Origin of the sequence: Coleofasciculus sp. B1-GNL1-01 (genome assembly GCF_040220235.1) — a bacterium.
Taxonomy (GTDB): Bacteria; Cyanobacteriota; Cyanobacteriia; order Cyanobacteriales; family Coleofasciculaceae; genus Coleofasciculus.
Window position 1 is genome coordinate 93,808 of the sequence record NZ_JAVJTO010000044.1, and the last position, 23,011, is coordinate 116,818.

The 23,011-nt window shown below is 43.1% G+C and carries 18 protein-coding genes; 9 read left to right on the forward strand and 9 right to left on the reverse strand.

The annotated features are described in order from the left end of the window. The first annotated feature begins 490 nt into the window (after positions 1 to 490). Both RID53_RS10195 and RID53_RS10200 read left to right on the forward strand, forming a co-directional pair. Positions 491 to 1,372 (forward strand): LysM peptidoglycan-binding domain-containing M23 family metallopeptidase, encoded by an 882-nt coding sequence (locus RID53_RS10195; protein WP_446387991.1) that lies wholly within the window; start codon positions 491 to 493, stop codon positions 1,370 to 1,372. After that, positions 1,369 to 2,499: a CapA family protein gene (locus RID53_RS10200; RefSeq protein ID WP_446387992.1), complete on the forward strand. Its 1,131-nt coding sequence runs from the start codon at positions 1,369 to 1,371 to the stop codon at positions 2,497 to 2,499. Before RID53_RS10195 ends, RID53_RS10200 begins: the two co-directional genes overlap by 4 nt. A gap of 163 nt (positions 2,500 to 2,662) precedes the next feature. On the opposite strand, the gene RID53_RS10205 is transcribed toward RID53_RS10200, so the two are convergent. Next, positions 2,663 to 3,367 carry a PRC-barrel domain-containing protein gene (locus tag RID53_RS10205; RefSeq protein ID WP_446387993.1) on the reverse strand — a complete coding sequence of 235 codons (705 nt, stop codon included), beginning with the start codon at positions 3,365 to 3,367 and terminating at the stop codon, positions 2,663 to 2,665. Positions 3,368 to 3,459: 92 nt separating this feature from the next. Between RID53_RS10205 and RID53_RS10210 the strand changes: the two genes are divergently transcribed. After that, positions 3,460 to 3,822 carry a lipopolysaccharide assembly protein LapA domain-containing protein gene (locus RID53_RS10210; protein WP_446387994.1) on the forward strand — a complete coding sequence of 121 codons (363 nt, stop codon included), beginning with the start codon at positions 3,460 to 3,462 and terminating at the stop codon, positions 3,820 to 3,822. A 138-nt stretch (positions 3,823 to 3,960) separates the two neighbouring features. On the opposite strand, the gene RID53_RS10215 is transcribed toward RID53_RS10210, so the two are convergent. Then, a complete protein-coding gene (locus RID53_RS10215) occupies positions 3,961 to 4,308 on the reverse strand; it encodes a hypothetical protein (protein WP_446373108.1) in 348 nt (115 codons plus the stop codon). Positions 4,309 to 4,520: 212 nt separating this feature from the next. Here RID53_RS10215 and RID53_RS10220 point away from each other — a divergent pair, with 212 nt between their 5' ends. Further along, positions 4,521 to 6,497: an AAA-like domain-containing protein gene (locus RID53_RS10220; protein ID WP_446387995.1), complete on the forward strand. Its 1,977-nt coding sequence runs from the start codon at positions 4,521 to 4,523 to the stop codon at positions 6,495 to 6,497. A 148-nt stretch (positions 6,498 to 6,645) separates the two neighbouring features. Next, complete coding sequence (locus RID53_RS10225) at positions 6,646 to 7,587, forward strand: hypothetical protein (protein ID WP_446387996.1); 942 nt, start codon at positions 6,646 to 6,648, stop codon at positions 7,585 to 7,587. A 70-nt stretch (positions 7,588 to 7,657) separates the two neighbouring features. Here the strand turns inward: RID53_RS10225 and RID53_RS10230 are convergent, their stop codons facing one another. The 4 genes from RID53_RS10230 to RID53_RS10245 all read right to left on the reverse strand — a co-directional run bounded on the left by RID53_RS10230 (position 7,658) and on the right by RID53_RS10245 (position 11,619). Continuing rightward, positions 7,658 to 8,500: a hypothetical protein gene (locus RID53_RS10230; RefSeq protein ID WP_446387997.1), complete on the reverse strand. Its 843-nt coding sequence runs from the start codon at positions 8,498 to 8,500 to the stop codon at positions 7,658 to 7,660. 52 nt (positions 8,501 to 8,552) lie between these two features. Then, a complete protein-coding gene (locus RID53_RS10235) occupies positions 8,553 to 8,702 on the reverse strand; it encodes a hypothetical protein (protein WP_446387998.1) in 150 nt (49 codons plus the stop codon). Positions 8,703 to 8,705: 3 nt separating this feature from the next. Beyond that, positions 8,706 to 10,070 (reverse strand): protein kinase domain-containing protein, encoded by a 1,365-nt coding sequence (locus RID53_RS10240; protein ID WP_446387999.1) that lies wholly within the window; start codon positions 10,068 to 10,070, stop codon positions 8,706 to 8,708. Between the two features lie 148 nt (positions 10,071 to 10,218). Beyond that, entirely contained in the window at positions 10,219 to 11,619 is a 1,401-nt protein-coding gene (locus RID53_RS10245; RefSeq protein ID WP_446388000.1) for a serine/threonine protein kinase, read from the reverse strand. Between the two features lie 246 nt (positions 11,620 to 11,865). Between RID53_RS10245 and RID53_RS10250 the strand changes: the two genes are divergently transcribed. From RID53_RS10250 to RID53_RS10260, 3 genes are all read left to right on the forward strand, one after another. Then, positions 11,866 to 12,363, forward strand: a complete 498-nt coding sequence (locus RID53_RS10250) for a hypothetical protein (RefSeq protein WP_446388001.1) — start codon at positions 11,866 to 11,868, stop codon at positions 12,361 to 12,363. A gap of 232 nt (positions 12,364 to 12,595) precedes the next feature. Then, positions 12,596 to 13,669 carry a glycosyltransferase gene (locus tag RID53_RS10255; protein ID WP_446388002.1) on the forward strand — a complete coding sequence of 358 codons (1,074 nt, stop codon included), beginning with the start codon at positions 12,596 to 12,598 and terminating at the stop codon, positions 13,667 to 13,669. Positions 13,670 to 13,708: 39 nt separating this feature from the next. Next, a complete protein-coding gene (locus RID53_RS10260) occupies positions 13,709 to 14,833 on the forward strand; it encodes a polysaccharide pyruvyl transferase family protein (RefSeq protein ID WP_446388003.1) in 1,125 nt (374 codons plus the stop codon). A 109-nt stretch (positions 14,834 to 14,942) separates the two neighbouring features. On the opposite strand, the gene RID53_RS10265 is transcribed toward RID53_RS10260, so the two are convergent. The 3 genes from RID53_RS10265 to RID53_RS10275 form a co-directional block, all read right to left on the reverse strand. Then, the gene (locus tag RID53_RS10265) at positions 14,943 to 16,337 is read right to left on the reverse strand and encodes a hybrid sensor histidine kinase/response regulator (RefSeq protein ID WP_446388004.1); all 1,395 of its coding nucleotides are present in this window, start codon (positions 16,335 to 16,337) and stop codon (positions 14,943 to 14,945) included. Then, the gene (locus tag RID53_RS10270; protein ID WP_446388005.1) at positions 16,330 to 17,541 is read right to left on the reverse strand and encodes a hybrid sensor histidine kinase/response regulator; all 1,212 of its coding nucleotides are present in this window, start codon (positions 17,539 to 17,541) and stop codon (positions 16,330 to 16,332) included. Before RID53_RS10270 ends, RID53_RS10265 begins: the two co-directional genes overlap by 8 nt. A gap of 129 nt (positions 17,542 to 17,670) precedes the next feature. Beyond that, on the reverse strand, positions 17,671 to 21,684 hold the full coding sequence (locus tag RID53_RS10275; RefSeq protein WP_446388006.1) for a PAS domain S-box protein: 4,014 nt from the start codon (positions 21,682 to 21,684) through the stop codon (positions 17,671 to 17,673). Between the two features lie 643 nt (positions 21,685 to 22,327). On the opposite strand from RID53_RS10275, the gene RID53_RS10280 reads away from it, so the two are divergent. Further along, the gene (locus RID53_RS10280; RefSeq protein ID WP_446388007.1) at positions 22,328 to 23,002 is read left to right on the forward strand and encodes a response regulator; all 675 of its coding nucleotides are present in this window, start codon (positions 22,328 to 22,330) and stop codon (positions 23,000 to 23,002) included. The last annotated feature ends 9 nt before the right edge of the window (positions 23,003 to 23,011 follow it).

Sequence of the window (23,011 nt, forward strand, 5' to 3'; positions counted from 1 at the left end):
TCCAGGTACTTACTCAGATCTTGTGTCCTTGGCGTTAAGTTGTTGGGTTTCGTCCCTCAACCCAACCTACAACGTTGACATGTACCCTGTAGGAGGGCTTAAGCTGTCATGCATTTAAATTGGGAATGGGTAGCGAGCAAGATGCAAAGCCTGCGGCATGGCTTCGCTAAACGCACTACACGGCTTTCGCCATTATTGACATTAAGGTTTAAATGCCGAACAGCTTAGTCTTCTACAATGTCTAAGTATTGAATAGTCTTGTGGGGGGGTAAGGAGCAGGGGAAGCTGAGGGAGCTTCGTCCCTTCCTTCACTAGGATTAACGCTACGTCTGGTGTCAAGTTACTTACACAAATCTTAATGGAAAAACCTAGCTGTCAATCATGGCGATCGCGAATCGCTATCATCGATTAGTTCTGCTACTGCAAGTCATCATAGCCATAATAATCAAAAACCGAATAACATACCATTAGTCATTCCCACTTCTCAACTATGACGTTCTATCGCTGGCTGCCTATCCTTTCCACCGTGATTTGCCTGGTTGCCCCAATCTCCAATCCAGCAACGGCACAATCATCCTCACCGTCTGAAAATACCTGTCCAGCACCTGCCCTTTCGCGCTTGCAGAAACACAAAGTCGCGCCGGGTGAAACATTAGATAGTATTGCTGAACGATACAGTCTAATCCCAGAAACCTTAGCAGAACTCAATCCTAGCTTGTCAGGGAAATCCATGCCCGTGGGTCGAGAGATTCTGATTCCTCCCTTTAATGGAATTCAGGTGCAAGTTCCGGCGGGGGCTAGCTGGCAAGACTTAGCTGGGGCTTATGGTATCCGTGCTGATATTTTATTTGAGGTCAATGGCTGTGTGCTACAACCACCAGGAGTTGTTTTTGTCTCAGGGGTGAATTGGGTACTGGCAAATCGCAAGCCTGTGGAAAACTATACTGGATTTTCTGGTTATCCCTTGCCCCAGTTAGCGCCCATGGGGTTTAATTACGGTTGGCATCAAAATGGCGATGGACAAACTCAGTTTCACAGTGGTATTGATCTATTGGCAGACCCTGGAACCACGGTGTTAGCGGTAGATTCCGGTACAGTTGCCTTTGCGGGTCAACAAGGAACCTATGGTAATTTAGTTGTGATCAATCACCAAGGTGGACGCCAAACCCGGTATGCTCATTTAAGTCGTCTTTCGGTGAGAACGGGTCAACGGATCAAACCGGGAACACCCTTAGGGGCGGTGGGTACTACAGGAAGTCCAGACATTGACCAACCTCATTTGCATTTTGAAGTTCGCTTCAACGCGCCTGCGGGTTGGGTAGCCCAAGACCCGGAGTTACATTTGACGGCAAGACCGATAAATGACGAATGACGAACTTTATCATATCATTACGTCGCAGCGGAGCATTGTTGCTGTCAGTGGGTACGGTCAGCTTCTTGTGTGGTATGGGTTATGGTGTTGTCCAAAGCTATCCTGAACCCCCAGCAGAACCAATCATTCAACCTCAATCGGATATCCCCACAGAACCCCCGCCGCCGAATGTGACGGTTCAGATTAAAGCCGTGGGGGATATTATTCCGGGTACGAATTATCCTCAGAATAAACTGCATCCCAATAAAGCGGTTCTTTTCCAAGCCGTTCAACCCAGCCTGCAAGGTGCTGATTTATTATTTGGTAATTATGAGAGTACTTTAACGAATTATCCCTATTCTGCTAAGTCGATAGGGGGATTAATTATCGCCTTTCGCACGCCGCCTGATTATGCCTCTTTGTTAAAAGAGGTGGGCTTTGATATTATGAGCGTTGCCAACAACCATTCTTATGATTTCTCACGTCAAGGATTTGCAGATACTATTAATAATTTGGAACAGGCTGGAGTTAAAGCATTAGGCGAAAAGAATCAGATTTTATATGCTAACATTAATGATCTATGGATTGCTTGGATTGGTTTTAGTTATTTTAATTATCACAATTCGTTGAATGATTTGCCTGCCGCTATAGCATTAGTGGAAGAAGCCAGTCAAAATGCTCATATCGTGATTATTTCCGTTCATGCAGGGGCAGAAGGTACTGGGGCAATGCACGTTCGCAATCAAACGGAGTATTTTTTTGGCGAAAATCGTGGCAATCTGGTTAAGTTTTCCCGGACGATGATTGACCATGGCGCTGATTTAATTCTCGGACATGGACCTCATGTTCCTAGAGCTTTGGAGCATTATCAAGGGAAGTTAATTGCCTATTCTTTAGGTAATTTTATGGGATATCGGACGCTCTCGACTCAAGCTCAATTGGCGTATTCTTTGGTATTGGAGGTAGAGTTGGATAACCAAGGTGATTTGGTTTCGGGTCAAATTATTCCAATTCTGCTCAATCGTCAGGGGATTCCTTACCCGGATTCCCAAGGGCGCACGATTCGACTGATGCGCCAGCTTACTCAGAGTGATTTTCCGAATACTCCTTTACAGATTGATTCAACGGGTAAAATTATGCCCCAGTAATTGTCATTGGTTATTGGTCATTGGTCAAATAATTATTCACTTGGAAAGGGCGGGTTTAGTTACATCAGGGTCAAACACAAAGGATTATAGTGAAACCCGCCCCTACAAATTAAAAAACTCATGCGCCAGGTTCCCTCGAAGGTCGTGAAGGATCAAAACTATTTCATTCTCCATCCTTTTTTTGACTCGAATTTTTCCCTTCAGAGAATCGTTCTTTGAGTTTATCCCCAGCGGCTTTGGCTTGGTCGGTGAGATTATCTGTAACCTGGGGAACACCTTGTTTTAGGGATTCTACATGCTGAAGGGTTTTCTTGTAGTCACGGCGAATAAATTCTGCGGCTTGACTCATGCGTTCATGGACGCCTTCGGTATATTTCTCACTGTTTTTTACTGCCGCCTCTAGTACAATAATTCGCTTTTTTCCCACACTAGAAACGGCGGCGGGTGCAAGGGTATAAATCCCGTCAATGATTCCTTGCCAACCACTGGAGGAATATAAGTAATTCACGATGGCTCCGGTTTGGGGTTCAATTATATAATCAACCAGTTTGCCGACTTGGTTTCCAGCATCTGTCCAGACTTCTACACCAATGCGAGACTCGAGGGGTTCAGTGGTTTCCGAGGCGGTTTCTTCCTTAAGGCTGTTGACAAGAATGCTATCGCTGCCAATAGTATTGACTTGTTCCCAGGTAAAGTGGTGTTTTTTGCCGCCGAGAAACCCGGACTTGCAGGTTAACCCAACGACGCAGTGGGCTTGCAAATCAAGCCATAGCTGTGTCACTCGACCGACTTCTTCAGCGGTATGACGATTTAAGACTAATCGGTTTAGGAGTTCGCTTTGCTTGAGAACTTCGGCTTTTGCGGACATCAGATACCTCGCTTGAGCTATTCTTGAGACAATGTGACTTGCTGTTCGATCAAGTGCTTTGTGTTGTGTATTTAAATTTTAGCTGACAACGGATGCGATTATTTTTAATTTTAGCGGTTGTTATCGCCATCTTAGCAATTATTTTTGCGTTGCAAAATGCTGTGCCTATCGCCGTTACTTTAGGGATTTGGCGAGTCGAGATATCTTTGGCGTTAGTTCTAGTCTTAACGCTAGGGGTTGGCGTTGTGGTGGGATTATTGGTATCGGTCCCATCCCTGATGCGGCAAAATTGGAAACTTGCTCATCAGAAGCGACACAACAAAGACTTAGAGAAAGAATTAAATGAGCAAACTCAGCAACTGGCGAATCAGCAAAAACGGATTGAATATCTGGAAAATAGTTTAAAGTTCAATCTAGATTCTTCTGAATCAACTGATCGGGATGTAAATGCATAGGCTATTTATGGGGGAGGTTTTGCCTATAATCCCTTCTTGTGGCATTAGCAAGGAGAGGAAACCAGAAAATCGAATGGCTTTAGGTTTCCCCCTACAGAGAATACGTGATGCGATCGCGGTATCAGTCTCTTCTGCCTTTTACTTTTCCTTGAACAGCGAGTTAAACTGGGCTTTAAGCGATGGCATATCGGCGATTCGTGACACCAGTACACTGGCGTTCCCGGCATCCTCTAGACGATCTTTCCAATAGCGAATCCGATCCGGGTGATTCATCCAGAATTGAATCACGGTGTCCACCGCTCTATCCATATTCCATCCCTTCTGAGTAGGAACGGTTTCAACCGATTCTAAGAAGGCATCCAAGGTACATTGATAGGTTCCCAAATATTCAACGCCTGGGGGAGTTGCCTTTTCACCGATCCGCTGTTGATGATTAAAAAAGTCCAGGATAGGCGAAACGCCAAGGATATCAAATGTATAGTTCATGGAATTTAATCTCTACTTTTACAGCCGTTATCCCCAATTTTAATTAAATAAATTGATTCTAGATTATCATTGTGAACAGTTTTATGAAAATTTTATTTAACGGTCGAGGGTAAGTTAAAGTAAGTCGTGAAATTAGCACTCGATGCCATTGAGTGCTAATAAAAACCAGAGAAATTCGGTAGTTTAGCAACAACGAATGACCAAGAACTAAAATGAACATACTCCTGGCGGGTCACTATCAAATCATCAAATACTTAGGCGGTGGCGGTTTCGGTCAAACGTTTCTGGCTAGAGATAGCCATTTACCGGGGAATCCCTGGTGTGTGGTTAAGCAACTCAAACCTCAGCTAAACCAGCCGCAAGCCCTGGAAACGGCAAAACGCTTATTTGAACGGGAAGCGCAAACCCTGTATCGCTTGGGAACCCACGATCAAATCCCCCGATTGCTGGCGCACTTTGAGCAAGATGAGGAGTTTTACTTGGTGCAGGAGTTTGTCGAGGGTCAACCCCTGAACCAAGAATTTGCTCTGGGTCAAAAAATCACTGAATCAGAAGCGATCGCACTGCTTAACGATATCTTAAAGGTCTTAGCCTTTGTTCACCAACAGCAGGTGATTCACCGCGACATTAAACCCGCCAACTTGATTCGCCGTCGTCGCGATCGCAAAATTGTGTTGATTGATTTTGGTGTGGTCAAAGCCGTTAGTACGCCCGCCTCTAACCTTTATGGCGCAACCAGTATCACTGTAGCTGTGGGTTCTCCCGGTTATATGCCCAGCGAACAACAAGTCGGTCAACCTTATTTTAGTAGTGATATCTACGCCGTGGGGATGGTGGTGTTGCAAGCCTTAACTGGATTAAGTCCCACCAGTAAGCAAACCTCTCAGAGACTCCCTCGTGATCAGTATGGAGAATTTTCTTGCACCTTACTGCGCGATCGCATGACGATTCATCCCGGTTTAGCCGCTATTCTAGATAAGATGGTGCGCTATGACTATCGACAGCGATATCGAGACGCCAGTGAAGCCCTGCAAGCCCTAGATCAATTCCGCCACCATACCCAAGGCGATGAACCCATTACTCATCCGCAAACCCTGGTTGTCCCCACCACTCATCCTCAATCACCCATCACTGATCACCAAACCCCCACATTACCCTTTTCCTCACCTCAGACGCTAGATGAACCCGAAGGACAGGTAAGTTTGAATTCTAGCTTTTACGTCGAGCGTCCTCCTGTAGAATCAGACTGTTATAATGCTATTCTCAAACCCGGTGCTTTAATTCGGGTAAAAGCGCCGCGACAAATGGGCAAAAGTTCGTTACTCTCACGGATTCTCAACTATGCCAGTCAGCAAGGCTATCGCACCGTTTGCCTGAATTTTCAATCGGCTGATGCAGAGTTTCTCACCAGTTTAGATCAATTTTTACAATGGTTTTGTGCCAGCGTGAGCTGGAATTTAGGCTTAGACGATCGCTTAGACACCTATTGGCGAGGAATTTTAGGCAGTAAGAATAAATGTACCGATTATTTTCAACGCTATTTATTATCGCAAACCACTCGTCCTTTAGTATTGGGATTAGATGAAGTGGATCAAGTTTTCCAATATCCAGACATCGCCACAGACTTTTTTGGACTGTTGCGAGCATGGCATGAGCAGGGGAAGAACCAGGCAATTTGGCAGCGACTGCGATTAGTGTTTGTTCATTCTAAAGAAGTTTATATTCCCCTGAATATTAATCAATCCCCTTTTAATGTTGGCATACCGATTGAACTCCCGGAATTGAATCCGGTACAAGTCTGGGATTTAGTCCAGCGCCATTCTCTAGATTGGCAACCCAACCAGGTGGAAGAACTGATGAGTATGACTGGAGGACATCCCTATCTGGTGCGAGTCGCACTTTATCAAATCGCCCGAGGGAAGATGACATTGGAGAAATTGCTGCAAGTTGCGCCGACGGAAGAAGGACCCTTCTATGACCATTTACGTCGCCATTTATTAAATTTAGAAGAAAATGCCGAATTGGTGGCAGCGATTCAGCAAGTTGTGGCGGCGAATCAGCCTGTTGAAATTAAAGCCGCCGCTGCGTTTAAATTACGCAGTATGGGACTGGTGAAGTTTCAGGGAAACGCTGTCACACCCTTGTGTCAGATGTATCGCCGCTATTTTCGCGATCGGCTCAAAAATTAATCGCCAATCTGAATACAGCGTTAACATTGCGCCACCCACTGATAACGTGACTCAATCCGCCCATCTCACGTTTACTTTTACCTTCTACCTTTTGCTAGATTATCAAATTCAGGTTTATCATAGAGAATAAGTCTCTACGAATTAATTAATGGTATCTGCAACCTGTTCTCTATCCATCATGGTGGCGCGAACTGACATCCCCTTCATGATGCATACGATTCCTCATATTGTAAGGATGTGTAATTATCCGTTTACGCAACGCCTTTTAGCTGTAGATACAGCGCCCTTGTCCGGTGACAAAGTGAATCGTCCGGGTGTGGGAACAATGGAACAACTCCGGGATTATTGTGATCAACTATTAACAGCAGGTGTAGTTGACAAGGTTGTTGATATTGATTACTCTCCAGAGTATCAGAAACGGATTTATCAAAAACATTTTGGCGATCGCATACGCCCGAGTCATAATTACAAAGGGTATCCAATTCTCGGCACAATTTTCTCCATTGAAGAAGTTCCGGGAGACTATGTGGTTCACTTTGATAGTGATATGCTGATTCATCAGCAACCGGACTACAGTTGGATAGAAGAGGGGATTAAGTTACTGCAAAACCATCCTGATGTGATGTCCGTTAGACCCCTAACTGGTCCCCCCAAAGAAGATGGAGACATTAATCAACGGGTTCCTTACGAACGAGATCCGGCGGGGTTCTATAAATTTAAGTTTTTTAGCAGTCGTGTTTATTTGAGCGATCGCAAACGTTTTGATAGCTTACTTCCCCTCTCCGTTCTCTGGAGATCTTACAAAAATAAAGCTTTGAATGGATTACCTAACTCGATAAAAACCAAACTAAATTATTTGACCGGGAAAGGGAAATTAGACTCTTGGGAAATTATGGTATCACAACGCTTGGAAGAAACCGCCTATGTGCGAGCAGTTCTGGATTCCCCCCAAGCTTGGACGGTTCACCCCAAAAATCGAGAACCCGAATTTATCGCAGCGCTCCCCAAACTGATAGAGAAGATTGAGCAAGGATGGTATCCACCCGAACAAGCTGGGTATTATGATCTCATTTTTGAGCATTGGTTATAAGTACAAAAGTTCTGAGAAGTTTATTTTAACCTAATTTACTGCTAAATACTATTGAATTTATGAAAGATTATCATGAAGTAAATCCCGCTTTTATGAAATGCTCTTTCAATATATCTTTGTGTAAATAAATATTCTTGCTTTCTGGTTGTGCTGGAGCATTACTAGGTACATCTTTAAGCTGATTATTAGCAAATTTATTAAGCTCATTTAATAGTTTTTTATTTCCCTTAGCGTTTTTTGTTGCCGTAAATTTCCTGATAATATCATTTCTTTTACTGCCGATGAAAGGAGATTTTAAATTAACTAATTTTATTTCATATTCTTGATTAATTTTATCATAAGCTTTCCATAAAGTTAGCTGATCAAGATACTTGCTGTCTTGTGGCTGCTCAAGTAAACGCCAAAGCTGTCTAACCCACTCTCGAGTTAGAGCTTTAGCTGCTGGAGAATTAGATAAACCTAATACATTCATTGTCAATCTTAAAAATTCATATCTCATGTGCGGTCTAGCAAAAATCAAGAAATCTCCCCGTTGGAAAAGACAACTAAATTTATTTAAATTTTGATATACAATTAAGTCAGAATCTAATTGAAGTAAGTTTTCCACCGAACTATCTTGTCTAAGTTCATCAATTAAAAAAATTCTTCTTGCTAAAGAATATAAACGCTGTTCATAGGCGTGATAGAATTGCCTTTGCTCGTAAATAAATTCTATGTTGTCACAATTACTAAACTCTTGGAATTCCTCCTCTGCTATATTGATAGCTAGAATTATCACCTTTACTCGCGGAGAATTTTTTATAATAGAGCGCAGCAATATTTTTCCATAATCTAAATATTTATTGTCAAAGCTAGTGCTTACTGTGAGTTTAGCATCTTTAGGTTTAAATGCTTGAATTAACTGAGTTATCATTTCTACTCTACCATTACTACCCAATTCTAATCAAACAAACTGGCGATCAGTCCTAGATATATCCATAGCATAGGTATTTACCAACGGTCAAGAGTTTCACAATTACCGATTGAGGAAGGGATAGGGTAATATCATCTGCCAGCCAAATTTGACGCCAGGGATTGTCACCCAATTTTTGCTTAAACTGATAGCGATCGCACACCGACTAATACACTCGTTGAGTGCCACGACTACAAGCAAATTTTCCCTGGGAATAGGTCGGTTCTGGAGGTTTTATCTTACCAGAAACATTGGCTTCACATAGAATTTCTCTGGTTGTCAGAGTACCCGGTGTTTCATGGATATCCAAATCAGTGGTAGGGACGCTAAAAACTCCTCCTACATAACTTTTTCGGTTATTTTTACGGGAAATGGCGTAATTAAAAACAGAAGAACCTTGATTGTGAGTGGAATAGCGATAGTTCTTCGTCTGATTCGGAATACTTCGATTCAGTTGAGACAGGGAATCGGCAAAAACTGAATGTTTTAAATAGTAAGCTTGCTGACTGCGGTTCATCGAACTTACATAATCTTTAGCATCCGGTTCAGGAGTTTTTTGGGTATGCAAAAAATTTGGCACAATCAGGCTGATTGCGATACTGGCAACAATAAACTGAAGGAAGGTCAAGCCAGCAAGACGACCATAGCGCACGCGATCGCGAAAGGTCAAACCATCTTGATGATCATAACGCACGCCAGACTGCCCCGACTTTCTAATGGAGTCTCCGCCTGATTTTAAAGCCGATAGCGCTTGACGCGCCCCCGTAAACCGTCGTTCTGGTGCAGGTTCTGTCAGACATTCCAACCATTGTGCAAAATGGGGAGTGAGATTGACATAATCGCTAAATTGTAAGCGCATCTGATGTTGGGGTAAATCAGCAGGTGCTATTCCCGTTAATAAATGAATTAATGTCGCCCCTAATGCGTAAAGATCCGAGGCGGGAACGACTTTTCCCCAAAGTTGTTCTGGTGGTGCATAGCCACTGGTTCCTACTACTGTAAAGGTTACACCTTCTGCGGTAGCGCGGTCTTGTACCGCACCAAAATCAACCAGATAAACCTGTCCATCCTGGCTCAAAATTAAATTACTCGGTTTAATATCACGATGAAATACAGGGGGCGATAGTTCATGCAAATCGATGAGAATTTCTAAAATACTCTCGGCAATTTGACAAACTTCTGCTTCTGTGAATCGTTTTCCCTGATCCAATAGCGTTTGTAAAGAGTCCCCAGCAATGTAATCTTGGACTAAGCCAAACCAAGGTAATCCCTCTCCGAATTGCTTTTCAATGGTGAAGAAATCACGATACTCCGGAATTCGGGGATGATTAAGATGCTGAAGCACTTGCGCTTCTCGTTCAAATAGCTTTAACTCATCCCAATGCATTTGCGGATTAAACGCTAATAGCTTCACCACGACAGGTTGCGGCGGTGACAGGCTAATATCTTGGGCTAACCAAGTTTGACGCCCCGCATTTTGTCCGAGTTTTCTTTCGAGTTGATAACGTTCGGCTAACATTTGTTTTTTCATTTGCCATTCGTCATTTTCTTCAAATATAAACGACGAGAGGGCGGGTTTTGTTGATAAGTTATCGGTAGACCCGTCAATTAAATCTCTAAACCCGCCCCTACAATACCATATAATTTTTTGTTTACTACCCTTTTCCCATTCTACCCTCCTACCCTTCTACCCATCCTTGAATTTCCTCAACTAACCAGCGCCGCTCGTTTTCGGTTAAGGTTTGCCCAAAGGAATAGCAAATCATCCATGTTTCTAACCGTATCTCGGTAAAAGGAATTAACTGGAGTCTTTTGATGTCAGCAATTTCACCAATATGACGCTGATAGGTTAATCCCAAGAGTTCTCGTTCAATAATGAAGTGTTCTGGAGTCAAATAAAGACAATAACCTCCGAACAGATGACGCAAATTATAGTCCAATTCATCTTGGACTTTACCTAATTCCTGATTGGTAGACCGCCAGAGCCATCCCATAAACACAACCAGGGGGAGTAAGACAAGAAATAATGTGCCATTGTTGGATAAGGTGGCAAATAGCCCGATACCTAAGCCTAAAAAGATTAACCCGAATAGTAATAAAAGCGGGAGTGAACAAGCAGTGAGTAGTAAGTCCCCCCCTAGTTTTAGAATATCCCGGAGCGATCGCTTGGGTTGGGGAATTTTCAGGATAAGCTGCTGGGGTGATTGCTTAAGCTGAACACGGCTACCTTTAGGTTGAGAGCGCTTGGTTAGGGAATGCTGGGGATAACGATGGTGATGCAGCGCCTCTCGCGCCTCCGCCGCGCTACTAAATCGTTGGTCTAAATCCGGTGCAGTCAAGACGTTTATCCAACGAATTAACTGGGGATCAACCGACACGCGATCGCTCCATTGTATCCGTAAATCTTGTTGGGGTAAGTCAGCCGGGGTAATCCCGGTGAGTAAATGGATTAGAGTTGCGCCTAAAGCATACAAATCCGAGGCGGGTACAGCCTTTCCCCAAAACTGTTCTAAAGGAGTATAGCCAGTTGTCCCTACTACTGTAAAGGTCACTCCTTCTGTCACCGCCCGATTTTGCACTGCCCCAAAATCGACCAGATAAATTTGCCCATCATCCGCCAAAATTAAGTTACTGGGTTTGATATCTCGATGTAGCACTGGCGGTTGTAAGCCATGCAGATAACTGAGAATCTCTAATACTGACTCAGCAATACGCTTCACCTCTTCTTGAGTGAACCGTTTACCTTGAGCCAATAATTGCCGTAAGGAAGCCCCCGGAATGTATTGTTGAACTAATCCGAACCAATACAAACCCTCTCCAACCTGGCTATCCAAGGAAAAATAATCCCGATAGCGGGGGATTTGAGGATGAGTTAGCTGTTGAAGAACCTGGGCTTCGCGTTCAAATAACTTAAACTCATCCCACTGCATCTGAGGGTTAAATGCCAACAGCTTAACAATCACCGATTCTGGCGGGGATACAGACTGGTCAAACGCCAACCAGGTTTGGCGTCCAGGGTTATTGCCAAAGGGATGATGAAGGTGATAGCGATCGTATAAGACCTGTTCTGCTTGCAGCATTTCCCGTGTAAGTCCTGATCAAGCCTATTTCTCTACTTTAACGGTATTCCTATCGGTTTATCCTTTCTTAGGAGATGATATGCTCTCCTAGCTCCCAGACGCGCCATGGCACGTCTCTACATTGCTTCCCCATCTCCCCCATCTCCCCCATCTCCCCCAGCTCCCCCGTGTTTTTCCCCCATCTGCTTGAAAACGGCTGTAAATCGGTTATCCTAGCGTAGGATATCGTTCACCAGAAAACCCCTTATGAACAGGAAAAATCGTGTTGGCAGTGGTCATTTTTGGCAAATTTGTGCCAGTCAGCTCGTTACAGCAAGTTTATTTACCCTAGCCTTTCCTGCTAGTCCTGTCAGTGCTGGTGTCGATCAGTTTCAAATCTGCGCCGCAGAACTCCTACGGGCGGGTATCTCTAGGGAAAATGCAGCCATAACTTGTGCTGAGGCGCTTGAACCCAAGGATTTATCTCTCTGTGTCCTAAAAATCGAAGAGTTAACGCCTATTGCGGCTGATGATGCGTTATTCGCTTGTATGCGCGTCCGGCGTCCCAAGGAATTGGCAAGCTGTACTGTTGATATTAATCAGCATACTCAAGGTTCTGATCCGGTTTCGGTGCTGGCAAACTGTCGTCGCAGTCTTCTACCCTTGCGTTTTTCTGAATGCGTAATTGGTTTGAGTCGCGAAATTGATTTTTCTGTAGAGGGTGCGCTAGCTACTTGTATTGATGCTGAGGATTTCCCCCGATAAAGGATTGGCAAGAAAATAAGATACCAGTCAACCGGGGACAATCGTGATATCCCATTTGGGTAAGGTCTCAGAAGGCTGACAGAAGGGCTGGTATCTCCTGAACAGGCTGGTTAACTATGACCTAAATAAAATACTGGTTATAATTATAAGTAAAAAATTGACTGCTTTTTTAAGCTTTATCTAAATCTAATTTTTGTGCTGAGTAAAGTCCCCTCTCCTCCCAGATCTTGTTATGCTAAGAAAACTGCCACCCATTTACTTTTATTTGCCTCAGTCTGATTGGCAAGACAAGATGCCACAAAAGGTAGATGGCTATTGGTCAGGGTTCAGACGCGGGATTTACTGCTGGACTCTACAAACTTATTTAAGGCTAAAAGCGGATGGCTTTCCCTGTGAGTTAGTTGGTACTATACCTACCGAAGGCATTATTTTAGCTCATTGGGATTCTCTGCCAACAGATTTACAGCCGAGTTCAAAGCAACTTATTGTTTGTTTTCAGGCAGACCGAGCAAGACACCCCTATGCCCAAATTCATATCGTGCAAAATCCTCAAGGATTGCTAACACAACTCATGGTGCTGGGAGATAAGTATTTACTTCCCGGACTAATATGTTATATGCCACATTGGCCACAGCCAGGGTTGATTCCACGCTGTCTGGAACGAGGCAATCACTTTGAAAACATTGCCTTTTTTGGACTTGAAGAGAACTTATTACCAGAGTTACAAGGCACAGCTTGGCGGGAACAGGTTAATACCCTAGGCTTGCAGTGGAATATGGTGAGCGATTTCAAGCATTGGCACGATTATAGCAATGTTGATGCAGTCCTGGCAGTACGCAGTTTCACCAAACGGGATTATACCTGGAAACCTGCTACGAAGTTATACAACGCATGGCACGCAGGTGTACCAGCCATTCTGGGTTGTGAGTCGGCATTTCAAGCTGAACGAAAAAGTGAACTTGACTATATAGAGGTCACTTCGATTCAGGAAGTGGTATCGGCACTAAAACGGCTGCGTGATGAACCAAAATTGCGTCGAGCAATAGTTGAAAACGGGCGAATTCGCGCTCAGGAAACTAGCCCTGAAAAGTTGACGAAACGGTGGAGTACGCTAATAATTGATACAATAGTGCCAGCCTACGACCGATGGTGTAAAGCATCAAGCTTGACTCGGCAATCGTTTATACGACGACGCTCTCTGGCAATTCAAACCAGAGAAACTCGTAAAAGTTTGCAGAAGTGGAGAAATCAGATTGGGTTTCGCACAAGGGTGCGATCACTTTTATCTCAATCTAGAGGTTCCTAAAAGTTCAAGCTAGGATGCAAATCTATAAAAAATCGAAAAATGGATATCTCATCTCCGGATAAAATTAGAGACATTCTTCATAAAAATTTAGGAGAAATAGGCAAATTTGAGCAGTGCGCTCTTCTAGACTATCCTGACAATCGCAATCCTGGCGACCAGGCCATCTGGCTGGGAAATGTACTGTACTTGACTGATGTGTTAAAGGTAAAGATTAATTATGCTTCAAGTCCTGCGGATTTTTCCGAAGCAGAGATGGAAAAACGGATTGGTCAAGCTCCGATTCTTCTCCATGGTGGTGGAAATTTAGGTGATATTTGGTCATATCATCAGAAGTTCCGAGAACGCATCATTGCTAACTACTCAGACCGTCCAATTTTTATACTACCACAAAGTATTTATTTTGAAAGTTTAGAAAATGCCCAAAAAGTAGCAGATATCTTCAATTCTCATCCAAATTTGACTATATTTGCCCGAGATAATTATAGTTATGATTTAGCCAACCAATACTTTGGAAATTGTCGCATTCTCAAAAGCCCTGATATAGCTTTCCAAATGGCAAATATGCCAAATTTACCCTTCACGCCTCAGCCAAAGTTACCCATTTTATATCTTTGTAGAAGTGACAAAGAGTTAAATCAAGATTATGCATCTCAATTTATCGATATACCAGATATTGTTGTCAATGATTGGAAAGCTTTTAAAGGTAAGGTGCTTTTAGAAGATCGAGTTTCTTATAAATACGAGGGAAGTCCTAAAAATTGGTCACTTCGTAACCGCTGGAATTTAACTAGAGAATTATTTCAAAGAAATGGTTCTCAAAAAGCTGCTAACTCTACTGAAATAATATCTTGTTATCTAGCACAAACTTTACATCCCTATGTCAGCAAAATTAGTACTTTGTATAATCCTTATATGCATCGTCGATCGTGGGGATTGGTGCATAGTGGAATTTACCAGCTTAAGCAATATCGTTTAGTAATTACAAATCGCTTGCACGGACATATCCTTTGTACTCTATTAAATATTCCTCATATATTTTTACCAAATTCCTATCACAAAAACGAAGAATTCTATAAAACATGGACTTACCAAATCCCTTTTTGTAGATTTATAAAAGATGCTTCAAAAATCAAAAATGCCGTGCTAGATTTATTAGAAATTTAGCCCCTTAGTGAAAATGGGCAATTTTTCCTGAAGTTTAATCAGTTAAATTTCCTTTGTCAAGCCAACCTAAAACTATTGCTTCCCCCGCTCCCCCTCTACCTGTTCCCTTTTACGATTGAATCGGAATCTCAATCACAAACTCTGTACCGTTTCCCCTCTCACTCGTGACCCATAATTGACCTCGGTGCTTTTCCACGATGATCTGGTAACTAATCGTCAATCCTAAACCTGTTCCAGAACCGACGGGTTTGGTGCTAAAGAATGGATCAAATAGCCTCTGACTTACCTCCTCTGTCATTCCTGATCCGTTATCAGCGATGCGGATAATAACCTTCGCCTCGTCTACAGTTTCCGTACTAATCTCAATCGTAGGGGTTTGGGAGTGATCGGGAGTGAGTGGCGATCGCACAAATTTTCTCTCTTCTTCCTGATCTCCTCTAACTGACCACATATCACTCTCTAAATTGAGTTTGCCATACTTCTCATCTAAAGCATCAATAGCATTGGTAAGCATATTCATAAATACTTGATTGAGTTCACTGGCATAACATTTCACAAGAGGCAAACTACCATAATTTTTGATCACGTTAATTTTTACTCGTCCAGCTTTAGCGTCTAAGTGATACTCTAAAAGCAAGAGCGTGTTATCTATATCTTGATTAATATCGACGAACTTCAACTCAGCTTCATGTAAATGGAAGAAATTTTTGAGCAAGGATACAGTTTGGCGAATTCGTTCAGCCCCTACCTGCATTGAGTCCAAGAGTTTAGGTAAATCAGATTGGATAAAATCTAGCTCAATCGCCTGAATTTTGCGAGTAATTGGCTCGGTTGGATGAGTATAGGTTTGTTGGTAAAGTTTGATTAACTCAAAGAGTTCTTGAATATATTCATTGGCGTGGTACAGGTTGCCATAGATAAAATTAACGGGATTATTAATTTCATGGGCAATACCTGCCGCTATCTTGCCAAAGGAAGACATTTTCTCCGCTTGAATTAATTGAACTTCCGTTTGTTGCAGCTTGTGTAATGCCTCTTCAAGTTCTAATGTTCGCTGCTTCTCTTGCCGTTGGGATTTTAATAAGCGTTCATTTTTGGCTTGCAGTTCCTTTTGCAAATTTCGCAGCGTTAGGTGAGTTTGGATGCGGCTAACAACCTCTTCCGGCTGAATCGGTTTGGTAATATAATCAACAGCGCCAATCTCAAATCCATGAACCTTGTTAAGAGTATCTGAAAGGGCAGTCATGAAAATGACTGGAATATCCCGCATTGAAGGATTTTCTTTAAGTCGTTTACACACCTCAAACCCATCAATCCCCGGCATCATCACATCCAACAAAATCAGATCAGGTTGAGCTGCTTCAACACGCTGGATCGCGGTTTCTCCATCCGTTGCAACCAGTACCTTGAATCCGGATTTTGTCAAGTAAGTGAACAGAAAACTCAGATTGGTTGGATTGTCTTCAACAACTAATAGGTTTCCTTTATCTGCTTTTTTATCCATTGTTTTGCTTGGGTATTCTCACAGTAAAAATACTTCCTTTGTTAAGTTCACTGGTTACTTTGATATCCCCCCCAAAACCTTTCAAGATCTGCCTGCAAGTATAAATACCCAGTCCTGTGCCTGTGGGTTGATTTCGCTGTTTTTCCTCACCCTTCAATGGTTTAGTGGTATAAAATGGATCAAAAACTTTGGATAGATCTTCTGGGGCTATTCCACACCCTGTATCTTGGACATCAATGTAAAGATTGTTTTCATCCTGCCGGGTGATAATTGTTAACGTTTGTTCGTCCTTATCCCACATAGCATCTAGGGCATTACCGATTAAATTATCCAAGATTTGGGAGATATCAGTATAAACTAAAGGGATTAAGGGAATATGCTCATCCAAAACATATTTTTTTTTAACCTTGTGTTTAAATTGAAGATTAGCCTGCCAAAAATCGAGTTCTTTTTTTAAGATATCATTAATATTCAGCGGAGTTAACTGCAAGGAGTGATCCATTTTGCTCTTGTGCATGAGATTATCCAGGATTTGACTCATATCCCAGGTTGCTTCCGCCATCTTTTCAATATAAGCGAATGTCGTTTCTGGAGAAACCGCTTCTTCGGTCATTTCTCCCGTAGCCAAACATTTATACGATAAAATAAGCTGAATACGATTTCGTAAATTATGCACGATTCCCTGAGTCAGCCGTCCGATTAAAGCGGTTTTCTCTTGCTCAATGAGTTGTTGCGTTCTAGCTTGAACAATTTCTTCTAGATTCTGATTTAAGTGGGCAAGTTCTTCGGTTTTAGTTTGCAGTTGATTTTGCAGATGATATAGCTTGATGTGAGTCTGAATTCGACTCAGCACTTCTTCTTGGTGAATGGGTTTGGTGATATAATCGACAGCACCTAGCTTAAAGCCTTGAACTTTATCGACTGTGTCTGAAAGTGCCGTCATAAAGATGATCGGAATATCTTGAGTGGATGGATTTTGTTTCAATCGTTTACAGGTTTCAAACCCATCAATTCCTGGCATCATCACATCTAAAATAATCAGATCAGGCTTAGTGACTTTGGTGCGCTGAATGGCACTTTCACCATCTAACGCCACAAATATTTTGAAGCCAGATCGCGTCAAAAAGTCAAACAAAATACCTAGGTTATGAGGTTGATCGTCAACGATCAATAGTTTGGGAGTTTTGGGGGTTGAATTATCCATAAATGGTAATTAGTTAAACCTATATTTTATTTAGCCATTGATACAATATATGAATTACTTTAACATAAGCAATAGTATTTCGTTTATACCTTATGGCTGATTAATTATGCCTTATAAGTTAAGTTTTATTTACGAGGTATATTGATTAATAAGTTGCTCTATTTTTTTTAGCTGAAAACCTCTAGCGAGATGATGAATTTGTTTTGCAAAGGGAATCCATTGACTGTTTACATTTTCCCAATGCTGCGCTTGATCGATCATGCCTTGAATATCCCCCATTACCAACAATTCTGACAAAATAGCTAGTTCTGAAGCCGGTGGAGGAACCAGCGGTATCGTATTGGTTTCCAATTTACCCGTTTTTGAATCTCTGGGTTCTTCATAAATGCCTTCCACACCTAAATGGACAATCAATAATTCCAGGAGTTGCTGGATTGGCACAGGTTTTGATAGAAAGTCTTGGCATCCAGCCGCTAAACTCTCCTGCTGGGTCGTCTCGAAAACATTAGCGGATATGGCAATAATAACCGTCTTTTCGAGCTGAGGCAATTGGCGTAGTCGCCGCGTTGCAGTCAAACCATCTAGTCCCGGCATGATTAAGTCCATTAAGATCAGATCAGGCTGAATCTCAACTGCCTTTTGTAAACAATCTTGACCATCCACGGCTTCAAAAATGTTCAAGTCGAACGGTTTGAGTAATTCTTGTAAGAAAGACCGATTAATCGCATTATCATCAACAATGAGAAGAGTTTGCTGTTGTCCTTTTACGCCAATGAGTCGGCGATCGCTTAATGGATTTGAGGCTTGTCCGCCGGACACATCAGACAACTCTAAATCGAACCAAAATATACTGCCTTGACCCAAAGTACTACTAACCTGAATCGTGCTACCCATCAGTTGAACCAACTTCTGGCTGATAGCAAGTCCCAATCCAGTCCCTTCAACAGCATGGGTGAGATCGCTTACTTGATGGAAGGGTAAAAAGATTTCGCTTAATTGTTGCGGATCGATGCCAATTCCTGTATCTTCGACTTGAAAACGAATCCTGCGAGTTGGAGAAGTGTTGTTCCTTCGCTTCCTAGAGGATGATTTTGATTGATCTTCCCCATCTTCTTCATTAACCTCAATGTCCACATCACCAACTGTAAACGTCACGCTACCCTGATCCGTAAACTTCACTGCATTACTAAGTAAATTGATCAGAACCTGTCGCAACCGTTTCTCATCAGCGATAACAGTCTGGGGAAGAGGAGATAAGAGTTGGTATGTAAAGTCAATCTCTTTTTGGCTAGCACGCAGACGGAAAAGACTGCCGATGCTGCTGAGAAAGGTTGGCAAATGAAACTCAGTGGGGTTAAGTTCTAATTTCTGGGATTCAATCTTAGAAAAGTCTAAAATATCATTAATTAACGTGAGTAAATGTTCACCACATTGGTAAACAATCGTTAAACTCTCGCGTTGAGTTTCAGTTAAATTAGTATCGTTTTGCAGGAGTTTAGCATAGCCTAAAATGCCGTTGAGAGGGGTTCTGAGTTCGTGACTCATCGTTGCCAAAAATTCGCTTTTCGCCCGATTTGCGACTTCGGCGGCGTCTTTGGCGTGTTGGAGTGCCACTTCTATCTGTTTATGCGCCGTAATGTCTCGGGTAACACTTAACACAGACCGAATTGTGCCATCGGCATTAAATTCAGGGACGATGCGAGAGTGAAAAAATTTCATCCCCTTGCTGGTGGCAAAGTCAAACTCAATCAGTTGTTCTTGTCCAGTTGTCAAGACAGATCGTAGGGCTTCATCCCAAAACTGGACTTTATCTGGCGGCATTCCCAACTCCCCATTGGTTTTACCGATAAAAGTTTGAGGGGAACATTTTGTGACTTGTTCGATTGCTGGATTTACATAGAGATGACGCAATTGGTGATCGAATCGGGCAACAATATCCGGTGAATTTTCCACCAACGCCCTAAATTGTTGTTCGCGGTAATAGAGGGCTTCTTCCGCTTGCTTGCGATCGCTAATATCACGGTTACTGGCTCGTTGACCTAGCCATCGTCCATCCTCACTATAAACAGGTTGGCAAGCATGGGCAATCCAACGGATCGATCCGGTGCGAGTAATGATGCGAAAGTCGGTTGAGTAGATATGGGGATTGTCTAGCTGTTGGCGTATATGTTCAGCAATTCTCTGGCGATCATCGGGATGAACAATTGCCTCAAACAAGCGAGGATTATTGAGGAATTCCTCAGCCTGATAACCTGTGATCCGTTGACAAGAGGGAGAAACATAAATAAAGCTGCCATCGGGATCTCGCCAATATTCCCAGTCATAAGTAAAATCGGCTACGGTGCGAAAGCGCTGTTCACTTTCTTGTAGGGCTTGTTCTGCCTGTTTACGTTCTGTAATATCGTGAGCAACAACATAAATTAACTGCTCTTCCAGAAATGGCACGCCAGTCCAAGACAACCATTTGTATGACCCATCTTGACAACGATACCGATTCTCAAAGGACTTAACTGTAATCCCAGATGCCAGTTTTTTCATTTGCGCCTGAGTTGCGAGGCGATCCTCAGGATGAACCCATTGGATAAAGGGTTGGGTGGTTAACGTTTCAGAGGTAAAACCCAGGGTTTTCTCCAAAGCGGGATTGACATCGATAAAGTACCCCTCAAAGTTGGCAATCGCCAGGATATCCAGGGAAAGGTTAAACAAGCGATCGCGTTCTTGTTGGATGTGTTGACGTTCCCTTAATTCGGCTTGAAGTTGGGAATAGAGTTGGGCTTGTTGGATGGCGATTGTGACTTGAGTCGTTAATGAACAGAGGAGTTCAGCTTCCCACGGTTGCCATTTTCTGGTGGTATAGTGATGAGCAATCAGTAATCCCCACAGGGTTTCATTCTCCAGAATCGGCATCACGAGTTTGGATTTAACCCCAAACTGCCTGACAGTATCAGCTAAACAGTATCCGATGTCATCCCGTTCAACATCCGCAATGGTATGAATTCCGCCGCAACAGTAAAATTGATGACAAGCTGGAGGAAAGATTAAGTCAGGGAGAGAATGGTCTTGGGGAACCGAACAGTCTGAGGCTAAGGCTTGGGCGACAAGCTTTCCCGTACCATCGCCATGAGTTTGGTAAATCACCACCTGATCACAAGCCAACAATTGCTGCACTTGGCTTACGGTCGTGTTCAGAATCTGATTTAGATCTAAAGACTGACGAATCTGTTGCGCGATCGCACTGATTAACCGTTCTTGTTGAGCTTGCAAATGCACCGCAGCTTCAGCGCGTTTGCGTTCCTGAATTTCATGTTTTAAGTTGTCATTAGTACGCTGAAGTTCTTGGGTACGCTCAATGACTCGTTGTTCTAACTCAGCATTCAAGCGATAGATTTGGGTTTCAGCTTGTTTGCGATCGCTAATATCGATCACTGTACCGATCATCCGCACCGCTTGACCCATTTGGTTATAGATATATTTTCCCTTTCCCTCAATCCAGTGAATACTCCCATCTGACCACACTACCCGAAATTCATGATCATACTCATGTTGTTCTAACCGAGAACGGTTCACCGCTTGCTTAACGGCTTCTCGGTCATCCGGATGAATACAAGCCTCAAACGTCTTGTATGTGCCATCATAAGTCCCTGGAGTCAAGCCAAACAGCAGTTCATGATACTCTGACCAACAAATCTGATTTGTCAACAGATTCCAGTCCCAAATTCCCATTTGAGCCGTATCGAGAGCCAGGTTGAGGCGTTCTTCACTTTGGCGCAACTCGGCTTCTACCTGTTTGCGTTCGGTAATATCTCGCAAAATGGATAAATGGCGATGGGGGATCACATTAGCGGTTGCTGAATATTCCGTCTCCCGGATTGTCCCATCCCGGCACCGGAGACGAAACTCCCCCTTTACGTGTCCCTGTTCCAGAAAAATACGCCACGCCTCTTGGAAATCAAACTCCAAGTCAGCAAAGTCTGAGATGCGGCATCCTAAGAGTTCCTCACGAGATACACCAAATAGGCGACAAGCCGCTGGATTGACCTCAACATACTGTCCTTGATCATCCGCGATCGCCATGGCGTCGAGTGCTTGATTAAACAGTGCCTGAAATAGCGATAAAGAGTGACTGTCACTGTGGCTATACATAGCGTATACTATTGATTGACTCTCATCAGTTGGGATGTGATGTGAACAACCGCTGCTCATCCTATTGACTACAGCACCATCACCCTACATATCGGATAAGGTCTAATTGAGTTGATTTCAAACGTTGGTAGAAAAATACTCCCCAAAAAATGATTCAGTCGGTAAAGACAAAAAATTGGGGGTGTCCAGTCCTCGTTTCCCTGCTCCCTTATGTCTCCCTAGTGCAAGAGCGAATTTATCTCCCCGGTGTCCCCAGCTTGAACAGCTAGCTACAATGGTGAGAGTTTTCCTCGATTTGAGGGAAAACAAACCCTTATTTGTAATCTACTATACAGTAACTTAGCAACGTATGAATTCAGTCTTGCACCATCCCCAGGCAAGTCGATTTATATAGGATGGGCAAGGGTGGTCAGGATTAAAACGTTTGTACTATAGGCTGGGTTTGGCTAATCACAGTCACATTCTCATCCAAGGAATCCCCAGTGTGGGAACACAACAGGCGCTATCGAGTAAAATTTTACTGAAAAACTTTTCCCTTGGACTTTGAGAGCAGGTGATCGCGCAAAACTGCCACACATCCAGCGTGTTCTACTTAGTCTCAAGTCCAGATGGTGAATAGCAAACTCTGAGGGTTGACGGATTGATGATCAGCAAAGACTTACCAAAGCCAGAGAAGATGAAGATCCTTGTCGTTGAAGACCACGAATTAACCATGGGTGGCACAATCGAGGTGTTGCAACGGCAATACCCAGAGGCTCAAATCCGAACCGCTCAAACGCAACAAAGTACTCTGGAGCAAGTGGAAACATTTCAGCCTGACCTGGTTATTATGGATCTTTCTATTCCAGAAGTCTCTGGAAAGACAGCTAAAACTGAGACGGGCATTAAACTCCTGCGGACAGTGATGCATCAGTACCCCGATCTCAATCTCGTCGTGTTAAGTACCTATGTCAATGCCTTGGTGCGGATTAACCATGAAATTGACGAGCATAAAGGGGGTTTCACCGTGGTTGATAAAGGTTTCTCCAGTCAGGATATGTTAACCCGAGTTGATTGGGCATTCCAGGGATTAACCCATACCAAAGACCTAAATATGCCAGGAGGAGAAGTCAAGCCAGAGTGGCTGGAGGTACTCATCCTAGCATTTCAAGAGGGATTGCAAGATAAGGCAATTGCTGAGCGGATGCAGATAACAACCCGAACCGTGCTTCACTACTGGACGAAGATTCGAGACGTTCTGGGTGTTTATCCGGAAGAGGGGAAGAATCTGCGAATTCAAACCGAGATGCGAGCGAGAGAAGAAGGGTTTATTGATTGATCACTTAAG

What these genes read in the sequence shown, in the direction of transcription:
- RID53_RS10195 (WP_446387991.1), top strand. Translation starts at nt 491, where the DNA reads ATGACGTTCTATCGCTGGCTGCCTATCCTTTCCACCGTGATTTGCCTG.
- RID53_RS10200 (WP_446387992.1), top strand. Translation starts at nt 1,369, where the DNA reads ATGACGAACTTTATCATATCATTACGTCGCAGCGGAGCATTGTTGCTG.
- RID53_RS10205 (WP_446387993.1), bottom strand. Translation starts at nt 3,367, where the DNA reads ATGTCCGCAAAAGCCGAAGTTCTCAAGCAAAGCGAACTCCTAAACCGA.
- RID53_RS10210 (WP_446387994.1), top strand. Translation starts at nt 3,460, where the DNA reads ATGCGATTATTTTTAATTTTAGCGGTTGTTATCGCCATCTTAGCAATT.
- RID53_RS10215 (WP_446373108.1), bottom strand. Translation starts at nt 4,308, where the DNA reads ATGAACTATACATTTGATATCCTTGGCGTTTCGCCTATCCTGGACTTT.
- RID53_RS10220 (WP_446387995.1), top strand. Translation starts at nt 4,521, where the DNA reads ATGAACATACTCCTGGCGGGTCACTATCAAATCATCAAATACTTAGGC.
- RID53_RS10225 (WP_446387996.1), top strand. Translation starts at nt 6,646, where the DNA reads ATGGTATCTGCAACCTGTTCTCTATCCATCATGGTGGCGCGAACTGAC.
- RID53_RS10230 (WP_446387997.1), bottom strand. Translation starts at nt 8,500, where the DNA reads ATGATAACTCAGTTAATTCAAGCATTTAAACCTAAAGATGCTAAACTC.
- RID53_RS10240 (WP_446387999.1), bottom strand. Translation starts at nt 10,070, where the DNA reads ATGAAAAAACAAATGTTAGCCGAACGTTATCAACTCGAAAGAAAACTC.
- RID53_RS10245 (WP_446388000.1), bottom strand. Translation starts at nt 11,619, where the DNA reads ATGCTGCAAGCAGAACAGGTCTTATACGATCGCTATCACCTTCATCAT.
- RID53_RS10250 (WP_446388001.1), top strand. Translation starts at nt 11,866, where the DNA reads ATGAACAGGAAAAATCGTGTTGGCAGTGGTCATTTTTGGCAAATTTGT.
- RID53_RS10255 (WP_446388002.1), top strand. Translation starts at nt 12,596, where the DNA reads ATGCTAAGAAAACTGCCACCCATTTACTTTTATTTGCCTCAGTCTGAT.
- RID53_RS10260 (WP_446388003.1), top strand. Translation starts at nt 13,709, where the DNA reads ATGGATATCTCATCTCCGGATAAAATTAGAGACATTCTTCATAAAAAT.
- RID53_RS10265 (WP_446388004.1), bottom strand. Translation starts at nt 16,337, where the DNA reads ATGGATAAAAAAGCAGATAAAGGAAACCTATTAGTTGTTGAAGACAAT.
- RID53_RS10270 (WP_446388005.1), bottom strand. Translation starts at nt 17,541, where the DNA reads ATGGATAATTCAACCCCCAAAACTCCCAAACTATTGATCGTTGACGAT.
- RID53_RS10275 (WP_446388006.1), bottom strand. Translation starts at nt 21,684, where the DNA reads ATGTATAGCCACAGTGACAGTCACTCTTTATCGCTATTTCAGGCACTG.
- RID53_RS10280 (WP_446388007.1), top strand. Translation starts at nt 22,328, where the DNA reads ATGATCAGCAAAGACTTACCAAAGCCAGAGAAGATGAAGATCCTTGTC.